The following is a 9,854-nucleotide window of genomic DNA, read 5'->3' as shown; positions in this document are numbered from 1 at the left end:
TGCTCGACGAGGAAGCGGGGCAGCACGGAGTGGGGGTACTGGACCTTGCCGGTGCGGGGGAGGTCGGGGTACTGCTTGCGCAGTTGCACGCGGTAGAAGGCGGGGATGGAGACGTTGAGGTCGGCTTCGTTCCTGGCGAGCAGGGCGAGGTCGCGCTTGGTGAGCTGGTAGTTGCGATCGTCCCACCCGCCGAGGCGCTTCAAGGCGGCGTAGTCGACGGCGCGGTCGGCGCCGCGGGTGGCGTCGATGTCTTGGGCAAACGAGAGGGCCGGCAGGAGCGCGAGCGCCGCCGCCAAGCACGAGGTGCGTAGGGTCATCACGAGGAGTTGTTCCTTCTCTGCTTGTCGTTCTAGTTGTTTGCAGGGCGAGGGGCGTCAGTGCGCCGAGCCCCGCGGCGAGCGATTGTCCCACAGTTTGGGCGCTTCGATCTGAGCAGCCTGTCACTGATCGCCCGCGTGGGCGAAGGACGCCGAGGGGCGACAGGGTATGGGCGTAATGGCAGTGGTGGGGCCGCGCGCGCCACTTTATGTGCATCGCTGAACGCCTATTGGTGAACAATTATGTTCGTTGATCGCGTGTGTAACTGGTGAGCGTACGGTTGGGTGAGCTGCCCGCGGCGGGCGCGCCGGGGGACGCTCGCAGCAGTTGCCGTCGCCGCCGCGGGTGGGAACAATTCGATCTGCGAAAGGTCAACTCGTTGAAATCACGCGCGTTGTTACGCGTTAGGCCATTGAGGCTGGAGGAATAATGAACGCAAGAAGCACGGACGGGAGTGGCTGGGGGTTCAGATGGTGGGCATCGTGGGTCGCGCTGGCCGCCCTATGTTGCGCGCCGTTGGTCGCCAGCGCGGATCGCGCCGATCGCAAGCGGGCCGAGATCGACTTGAATGAACGGCTGACCCTGGAGCGCTTGTTCGAGGAGAAGCCGGCTGCGAAGGGCCTGTTCGACAACGCGGCGGGTTATGCCGTGTTCGACGTGGTGAAGGTGTCCCTGGTGGTCACCGGGGGCGGTGGCCAGGGTGTTGCCGTGGACCGTTCCAGCGGCGAGCGCACCTACATGAACATGGGCACCGGCGGCCTCAACCTCGGCCTCGGGGGTAAGTCCTACAAGATCGTGTTCCTGTTCCAGACCGCCGACAAGTTCGCAAGCTTCATCGACAACGCTTGGAAGGGCGGCGTGTCGGCCGATGCGACGGCCGGACGAGCCGGCGGCGACGTCGGCGCTGACTTCCACAACGGCGTGGCCTACTACCAGCTCACCGATGCGGGGCTGATCCTGCAGGCGGACATCACGGGCACCAAGTACTGGCGCTCAGGGAAGTTGAACTAGCCCCAGTCCTCAAGCGCCGAGGGTGGCGCGGGCGGCGCGCAGGTGAGCGGTCATGACGCTGCGCGCCCAGTCCGCATCGCCCGCGGCGCAGGCCTGCACCATCTCCGTGTGGTGCTGGTTGCTGCGCATGATGTCCGCGTGGCTGTAGCGCTTCATGGTGCGCAGGATCATCGGCGTCTCCAGCAGCGAATGCAGAAGGTCGCGTAAGCGCGGGCTCTGCGCGGCGTCGATCAGCGTGTCGTGGAACTCGTGATTGGCGCGCAGTAGTTGGTCGTAGTCGAGCGCTTCGCCTTCCGCCAGCAGCGCGTCGATCTGGGCGACGCATCCGCGCAGCACCTCGAGGCGCTCCTCTGTCATGCGCTCGGCCGCACGCGCCGCGGCGTAGCCTTCCAGTAGCAGGCGCAGGTCGAAGATCTCGGCCACCTCGCTCGCCGACCATTCCGCCACGTAGGCGCCCCGATTGGGGATGTAGCGGACGAAGCGTTCCGCGTGCAGGCGGCGCAGGGCCTCACGCACGGGCGTGCGGCTTACCCCGGTGATCTCGGCGATCCGCTGCTCCGGCAGGTGCTCACCCGCCGCCAGCCGGCCACTCAAAATCTCCTCGCGGATGCGCTCGTAGGCTTTGTCGTTGGCTCTGCTCAATCCAACACCTCACCGTCCCATAGGCCAGATTGTATACAGGTGAAGCCCAAAATCAGGGTCTTCCGGGGGCCTGACCCCCCAAAATTACGCCATATCGTATACATGGGGTGCGATGCGACGGGTATATTTCGATGCATCGTTTTATCGCTGGTCCACCACGCGGGGCGTTGGAGGTGACGGGTGATATGGCTCATGGACCGATCGGGGGGAAGAGTATGAGTGTGAGGCGTTGTGTGCTGCCGGCGGTACTCGCAGGCGTAACGGGTACGGGATTGGGCGTGACGGCGATGCCTGCAGGCGCGCAGGGCATGGAGGAGGTCATCGTGACCGCCCGCCAACGCGAAGAGTCACTCTCGGACGTGCCCGCGGCCATCACCGCATTCACCGAGGCTGACATCAACAACGCCGGCATCAAACGCGCCGAGGACTTCATCGCCCTCACGCCCGGCGTGACCTTGGTGAACACCGCGGAAGTCGGCGATACGCAGGTCAGCATCCGCGGCATCAACGGCACGCGCGACGGTGAGGCCAGCTTTGCCTTCATCGTCGACGGCATCCTCTACACCAACCCGAGCTCCTTCAACCGCGAGTTTGCAGATCTGTCGCAGATCGAAGTGCTGAAGGGCCCCCAGGGCGCCCTCTACGGTCGCAACGCGGGTGCCGGCGCGATCATTGTGACCACCAACGAGCCGGGCAACGAGTTCGAAGCAGGCTTTAAAGCGAGCGGTGGCGAGTTCGGCCTGGTGACCGGCTCTGCCTTCGCCGGCGGCGCGATAAAGGAAGACAAGATCTTCGCCCGCATCTCGGCGGACTACCGTGACTTCGATGGCTTCTACTCCAATGACTTCACCGGCGATGACAGCTCCATCGACCGCTTCGAGAACTACAACTTCAACACCCGCCTGATCTTCACACCTACCGATCGCCTCAAGCTGGACACGAAGTTCCGCTACGGCGAAGTGGACGCGGGCGCCATCGTGTTCAACGCGAGCTTCTTCCTCGCCGGTCTCGGCGGCGGCGAGCAGGGCACCTTCGAACAGGACGTCAACGAGCACGAGTTCCGCTTCGTCAACAACGTGGACTCGCAGAACGAGCAGGACTCCACCGAGTTCTCCATGAAGCTCGACTACGAGGCCGACTGGGGCACCTTCACCGCCTGGGGCCTCTACAGCGACGTCGAGCAGTTCTTCTTCGCAGATGGCACCAGTGGCGACTTCGGTTTCTTCACGGGCATCAGCGGCATCGGCACCCCCGACGCCAACCTCACGGCGGCGGAGCAGGCCTGTATCGACAGCGCGCAGGCGCTGAATGCCTCCGGCTTCGCCCTCAACGCGCCGGCGATCTTCGACAACGGCTTCGGCGGCGTGGTCGGCCTGCCCGGTGCAGGCGGCGGTGCCACGGTGTTCGGCCCCTACTCGCCGACCAGCTGCGACGGCACGCAGTACCAGATCCGCAATCAGCAGGATCTGAGCTTCGAGGTCCGCTTCACCTCGAACGGCGACCAGGCCCTGCGCTGGCAAGCCGGTGCCTACTTCCTCGACCTCGAGCGCGAGGTGGGCGTGAACCTGGGCGTGGACGATGGCAGCGGCGCACCGCCGGCGGGGCTGATCATCCCCGGCAACACCGAGAGCCTGCTCTACGACCGCTTCGACACGCGCGTCTACGCCGCCTTCGGCAACATCGCCTACGACCTCAGCGACACGGTGGAGCTCGCCGTGGCTTTGCGCTACGACGTGGAGGATCGCGACGTCACCAACCTGGTGCCGGCCGATCTGCGCACCAGCTTCGTCGATCTGGACCCGACGGTGGCCCTGCCGTTCTCCGGGCCCTTCAACGGCGGCTCGCCGCTGAACCCGGCGCTGGTCCAGTACGGTCCGAACAACAACGTGATCGGCTTCAACTCGAGCGTGCCCGACCGCAACGAGACCTTCGAGCAGCTGCAGCCCAAGGTCAGCTTGACCTGGGACGCCGCGCCCGGCCTCACGCTCTACAGCTCCTGGGGCGTGGGCTTCAAGAGCGGTGGCTTCAACAACCAGGGCAGCGCGGACTTCATCGACATTTTCTTCAGTGATCTGTACATCGAGCCCTCCGGCGGTACGCCCCTGTCGATCAGCGACGTGTTCGAGAAGGAGGTCAATAACTCCTTCGAGGTGGGCTTCAAGGCCAACCCGACCGACCGCCTGAGCTTCGAGGGTGCGGCCTACTACACCAATGTCGACGACATGCAGTTCTTCGAGTTCTTCGTCGGCACCTTCGGGCTCCTGCGCGTGGTGACCAACATCGATGAGGTGGACATCTTCGGTGGTGAGTTCGCGGCTAACTTCGCCATCACCGACAACCTCACCCTGTACGGCGGCATCGGCATCGTCGAGGGCGAGATCAAGGAGAACGCGAACCGCCCGGCGACCGTCGGCAACGAGGTGCCCTACGCGCCGGAGCTGACCGCCAACGTGGGCCTGCAGCTGATCCAGCCCCTCGGCAACGGCATCTCCTTCTTCGGCCGCGTGGACTACAGCCACGTGGGGGACACCTATTTCCACACTCTCCAAGACGATGATGTTGTCCCGAATGTGTTTAGTGGTGTAGCTTTTGGGGGAGGGGTGTTCCCGCCGTCAGACCTGACCTTCGCTAAGCGCGATGCGTACGGCCTGGTAAACTTGAGGGCGGGACTACAGGGGGACACTTGGTCGGTCACCGGGTTCATCAATAACCTGACCGACGAGAACTTCCTGAACGAAGTGATTCCTGCGCCAGAATTCGGCGGCGCCTTCGTCAGCCCGGGCACCTTGCAGGCCTGGGGCGTGGAGGCTAGCTTCCGCTTCGGCCAGTAACGATTTGCGAGCGAGAGTGCGAGTTACCGGATACGCGTTCATGCGTATCCGGTTTTTTTTCGTCCAGAGTTTGCCGCGCTGCGGCGCGCGACGCGCGGTAACGGCTCGGGTGCTGCCTCGCCAGACCTGGGCCCTTAACGGCTAGATTATGTTGAATAAAGATCTGACCGGCGAGGGGCTTGGCGAAGCCTTGTGTCCACATCTTCGTTGCCAGCGGTGGGAGTCGATGTTCTCGCAAACCGCGATCGGATCGTAGTCAGCCAAGATTGCGATTAGGTGACGACCGACGAGAGAAGGTGGTTGCCGCTACGCGCCTCTCGCCACCGTCTGCGCGACGAGCTCATCGAAGCGCTGCATCGCCGTCTCCCAGGTGTGATGACTCAGTACGCGATCACGCCCCGCGATAGACAGCGCCTCATGCCGCTCATCGGATTCGAGCAGCAGACCCACCTGGTCCAAGTACTCCTCCGGCGTATCCGCCACCAGCAGGTGCTCACCGGCTTCCACGTCGACGCCCCGGGCGGCGATGGCACTGCAAACCACCGGCACGCCCATCGCCATCGACTCGAGGAGCTTGTTCTGCGTGCCGCGGGCGATGGTAAGAGGCGCCACGCTGAGCCGTGAGCGGCCGACCCAAGGCCGCACGTCCGGCACCGAGCCCGTCACCTCCACGCCCTCGAGCGCGGCTAGCTTGCGCACGGCTGCTGTCGGCTCGGCGCCGACGATGGCGAGGCGCAGGGGCGGGTAGCGCTCCTTCAGTGCCGGCCAGATGTCGGCGCAGAAGTTCACCATCGCTTGCGCGTTGGGGTAGTAGTCCATGCGACCGACGAAGCAGATCTGGTGCCGATCGGTCTGCGCCATCGGACTGAAGTACTCCGTGTCCACACCGTTCACGAACCAGTCCGCGCGGGCGCCTGTGCCAAAACCGTCGAGGGTGGCCGTCTCCTCGGGCGTGGTGCAGGTGTTGAGCTCGAAGCGCGGCGCCAGGCGCCGCTCGGCGCGCTCCATCTTGCTGCCTTCCAGCCAGTAGCCGAGGTTACGCGGGAAGCCGTGGTAGGAGGCGTAGGCGAGCCATTTCTGCGAGTCCATGTCCGCGAAGTCGAGGATCTTCGGCACGTCGTCGATGTCCTCCACGTAGTGCGCCACGGAGGAGCAGTGCACGATGATCAGGTCCGGTCGCGGCTGGTTGGCCAACTCCTCGCGCAGCAGCTTGTGCAGCTCCGGGGAGTAGAAGAAGCCCATGGAGGAGGGGATGGGCGTGGGCAGGCGGGTCAGCATGCGGGCCACCGCCGGCGCCTTGCTCACCTGCGCCGTGATCATCCGGCTGCAGTAAGCCTCCATGCCCGCGCCCGCCTCTCGCTCCTCGTCGGAGCGGTAGATCGTCGCCAGCACCACCTCATGCCCCTGCTCGTGCAGGTGGCGGATCATGTGGAAGGAGCGGATCTTGGCGCCGCTTGCCGGCGGGTAGGGGAAGCGGTGGCAGATGTAGAGGATTTTCATGGGGTTTTGTGGGCGGAACCGCGGTCGGGGGGCCGATAATACGCGTGATGGGGGCCTCGTGCAGGGGCGTACCTCACAGCGGATCAGTAGCGCAGACATGGGCTCGGCGCAGTTCGCCCCGCATGGGCCACGCCTCCCTTGGGCACGCCCTGAACGCGACGCCAAGCCCCTTCGTCGTGGGCAGAGCGGCAGACTGCTGCCGGGTTACTTGTGAACTCCTAAGAGCAACCGCTAAGCTCCGCCGCCTGATGCCTGAAACCGCTTCAAATCTCGCCTTCATCATCGGCCACTACAAGGCCGGTAGCACGTGGCTGCTGAACATGTTGAGCCTGCACCCGGATGTGCGCGGCCTGCGTGAGACGCACGCCTTCCACCACGTGCGCAAGAGCCCCGACGCGAGTACCTGTACGGAGCGGCTGTTTACCGGCGTTCCCTTCTCTCAGGGCGGGCCTGGCAAGCTGGTGCAGCACCAGCTCACGCAGGCCTTCGCGCCGATCCTCAAGCGTTGGAAGCCGCCCCTCAGCTTGCGGCGCCACGACCGTCCTGCGGGACTATTGGATCTCCCCGCTGGTACCCGCCGGCGTCTCGCGAAGGAGCTCCCCGCGTTGCCGCTCGGCAACGACTACCTTCGCCATTTCTTCGGTGAGTTGTGGCAGGGCTTCGGGGAGCCTGGTTGTCTGCTGGAGAAGACGCCGCGGAACATCGGCTTCCTCGCGGATGTGCGCGAGGCGTTTCCCGAGGCCAAGTTGCTGGCCGTCTACCGAGACGGGCGCGATGTGGCTGTCTCCTCAAGAGCCTTCCGTAGCGAGTACAAGGGTTCGCGCGAGAAGACGCTGGCGAGCGAAGCCACGGCCTGGCGGGACGCGATGCAGGTGCATCTGGAGGCGGTGGAGAGCGGTGATCTGATCTCCGTGGCCTACGAGCAACTGCAGGTGGATCCGCAGCAAGCCCTGGCCCTGGTGCTCGACGCCATGGGCCTGGCGGCGGACGATGCCCTGGTCGCCCACATGGTGAGCCATTCCTCCTTCGAGTTCCGCACGGGACGCGCGCGGGGCGAGGAGGCCAAGGGGCGCTTCGACCGCAAGGGTGTTGCCGGCGATTGGGTCAATCACTTCGACGCCGACGACAAGGCAATCTTCAAGGAGATCGCCGGCGAGCTGCTGGTGCGTCTCGGCTACGAGCGCGACCACAGCTGGTAGGCGTTCCGCTCGCGGGTATCGAGCGCCTCGCCAAGCGGCCGGCGAGCGCCGTTCCCTCGGCGATCAGTCCGCCGGCAGCGTTGTGCTCACCTCGTCAGAGAACGCGCTCTCGATACCCTGATCGTTGATCGCCGTGATCGCGAAGTAGAAGGTGCCCGCCGGTAGATCGTCGACGACGAAACTCGATAGGCCGGCGTTGTCCACCGACACCTGGTCCGTGTAGTTGCTCGGCGAGGTGCCGTAGTAGATGCGGTAGCCCTCGAGGTCGACCAAGGCGGAGTCATCCGTGTTTTCGGTCGGCGGTGTCCAGTTCAGCGTCACCGAGTAAACGCCCGCCGCGACCACCTCGATCGTGAACGCCGCGAGCGCCGCATCGTCCGTTCCGTCCGAAACGCTGATGACGATGTTGGCGTAGGTGCCTACGTCGGCGCCTTGCGGCGTGCCGGTAAGCGCACCGGTGGTGGTGGAGAAGCTGGCCCAGGAGGGCGCGTTCTCGATGCTGAAGGTGAGCGTATCGCCGTCATCGTCGTTCGCCGTCGGCGTAAACGCGTAGGCATCTGCCGCAACCACTTCGGTGTCCGGCGTACCCGCGATCGTTGGTGCCGTGTTGGGCGGCGCGTCGACGGTGATAGCGAAGGCGGCCAGTGACGCCGAGTCGGTGCCGTCGGAGACGGAGATCACGATGCCGGCGTAGGTGCCCTCGTCGTCGTCCTCTTGCGGCGTACCGGTGAGCGCGCCGGTGGTGGTGGAGAAGCTGGCCCAGGAGGGCGCGTTCTCGATGCTGAAGGTGAGCGTGTCCCCGTCGTCATCGTTCGCCGTCGGCGTGAACGAATACGCATTCCCGGCCGTCACCTCCGCGTCCGGCGTGCCCTCGATCGTCGGCGCCGTGTTCGGCGGCGGATCGACGGTGATGGCGAAGGCAGCTAGTGACGCGGAGTCGGTGCCGTCGGAGACGGAGATCACGATGCCGCTGTAGATGCCCTCGTCGTCGTCCTCCTGCGGCGTACCGGTGAGCGCGCCGGTGGTGGTGGAGAAGCTCGCCCAGGAGGGCGCGTTCTCGATGCTGAAGGTGAGCGTATCGCCATCTTCGTCATCGGCCGTCGGGGTGAACGCGTAGGCCTCACCGGCGGTCACGTTGGCGTCCGGCGTGCCCGCGATCGTCGGCGCGTTGTTGGGTAGCGCGGTCACCGTGATGCTGAAGGCAGCGAGGGAGGCCGAGTCTTCGCCGTCGGACACGGAGATGACGATGGCGCTGTAGATCCCCTCGTCGCTCGCATCCGGGGCCCCGGCGAGGCGACCCGTACTCGCGGAGAAGTTCGCCCACGCGGGGGCATTGGAGATGCTGAAGGTGAGCGCGTCGCCGTCGCCGTCGTCGGCGGTGGGGATGAACAGGTAGTCCTCGCCAACGCCCACGGACGTGGCCGGGGTGCCCGCGATCGTGGGGGCGACATTCGGCACGGCCTGCACCGTGATGCTAAAGGGGGCCAGCGAGGCCGATTCAGTGCCGTCGGAGACGCTGATCACGATGGCGCCGTAGGTGCCCACATCGCCCGCGCCGGGCGTGCCGACGAGTCGGCCCGTGTTGGTGGAGAAGCTGGCCCAGGCGGGGGCATTCTCGATGCTGAAGGTGAGCGCGTCGCCATCCGCATCGTCCGCGGCCGGTGTGAATCGGTAGGTGTTACCCGCAGTGACGATCGTATCGGGGTTACCGGTGATCGTAGGTGCGCTGTTGGGGGCTGGCTGGACGGTGATGCTGAAGACCGGGAGGGAGGCGGCCTCGGTGCCGTCAGAGACGGTGATCACGATGCCGCTGTAGATGCCCTCTTCGCCGTCCTGCGGCGTGCCGGACAGGGCGCCGGTGGCGGTGTTGAAGCCTGCCCATTCGGGCAGGTTATCGATGCTGAAGGTGAGCACGTCGCCGTCGGCATCCTCTGCGCTCGGCGTGAAGCTGTAGTTGTTCTCCACACCGATTTCGGCGGTGGGCGTCCCGGCGATGGTGGGCGCCCGGTTGGGCACGGGCTCCACGGTGATCGAGAAGGGGGCGAGGGAGGCGGAGTCGGTGCCGTCGGCGACGGAGATGACGATCGCACTGTAGGTGCCTTCGTCGCTCTCCTCGGGGGTGCCGGTGAGGGCGCCCGTGTCGGTGGAGAAGTTGGCCCAGCTCGGGGCGTTCTCGATGCTGAAGGTCAGGGCGTCACCGTCGGCGTCGCTGGCGCTCGGCTCGAAGTCGTAGGGCGCGTCAGGGAGCACGCTCGTCGGTGCCACGCCGGAGATGGTCGGCGCCGAGTTCACGCCCGCCTCGACGGTGATCGTGAAGGGCGCGAGGCTGGAGACGGCCACGCCGTCCGAGACG

7 protein-coding genes are annotated in these 9,854 nt (G+C 65.6%); 3 read left to right on the top strand and 4 right to left on the bottom strand.

What is annotated here, in order from left to right; translation table 11 throughout:
• The coding region (locus tag AAF184_22655) for a hypothetical protein (GenBank protein MEO0425154.1) at positions 1-317 on the bottom strand (317 nt) is incomplete at its 3' end.
• A 430-nt stretch (positions 318-747) separates the two neighbouring features.
• Here AAF184_22655 and AAF184_22650 point away from each other — a divergent pair.
• On the top strand, positions 748-1,329 hold the full coding sequence (locus AAF184_22650) for a hypothetical protein (protein ID MEO0425153.1): 582 nt from the start codon (positions 748-750) through the stop codon (positions 1,327-1,329).
• 9 nt (positions 1,330-1,338) lie between these two features.
• Here the strand turns inward: AAF184_22650 and AAF184_22645 are convergent, their stop codons facing one another.
• On the bottom strand, positions 1,339-1,971 hold the full coding sequence (locus AAF184_22645) for a GntR family transcriptional regulator (GenBank protein MEO0425152.1): 633 nt from the start codon (positions 1,969-1,971) through the stop codon (positions 1,339-1,341).
• Between the two features lie 215 nt (positions 1,972-2,186).
• On the opposite strand from AAF184_22645, the gene AAF184_22640 reads away from it, so the two are divergent.
• Positions 2,187-4,802: a TonB-dependent receptor gene (locus AAF184_22640; GenBank protein ID MEO0425151.1), complete on the top strand. Its 2,616-nt coding sequence runs from the start codon at positions 2,187-2,189 to the stop codon at positions 4,800-4,802.
• Positions 4,803-5,108: 306 nt separating this feature from the next.
• Here the strand turns inward: AAF184_22640 and AAF184_22635 are convergent, their stop codons facing one another.
• On the bottom strand, positions 5,109-6,302 hold the full coding sequence (locus AAF184_22635) for a TIGR03087 family PEP-CTERM/XrtA system glycosyltransferase (GenBank protein MEO0425150.1): 1,194 nt from the start codon (positions 6,300-6,302) through the stop codon (positions 5,109-5,111).
• Between the two features lie 248 nt (positions 6,303-6,550).
• Between AAF184_22635 and AAF184_22630 the strand changes: the two genes are divergently transcribed.
• Complete coding sequence (locus AAF184_22630; GenBank protein MEO0425149.1) at positions 6,551-7,501, top strand: sulfotransferase; 951 nt, start codon at positions 6,551-6,553, stop codon at positions 7,499-7,501.
• 63 nt (positions 7,502-7,564) lie between these two features.
• On the opposite strand, the gene AAF184_22625 is transcribed toward AAF184_22630, so the two are convergent.
• On the bottom strand, positions 7,565-9,854 hold a 2,290-nt coding region (locus tag AAF184_22625; protein MEO0425148.1), incomplete at its 5' end, for a putative Ig domain-containing protein.

This window comes from Pseudomonadota bacterium, assembly GCA_039815145.1.
Classification (GTDB): Bacteria; Pseudomonadota; Gammaproteobacteria; order Steroidobacterales; family JBCBZW01; genus JBCBZW01.
Note: the sequence above shows the minus strand (reverse complement) of the source record. Positions and strands in the feature narration are given on the sequence as shown.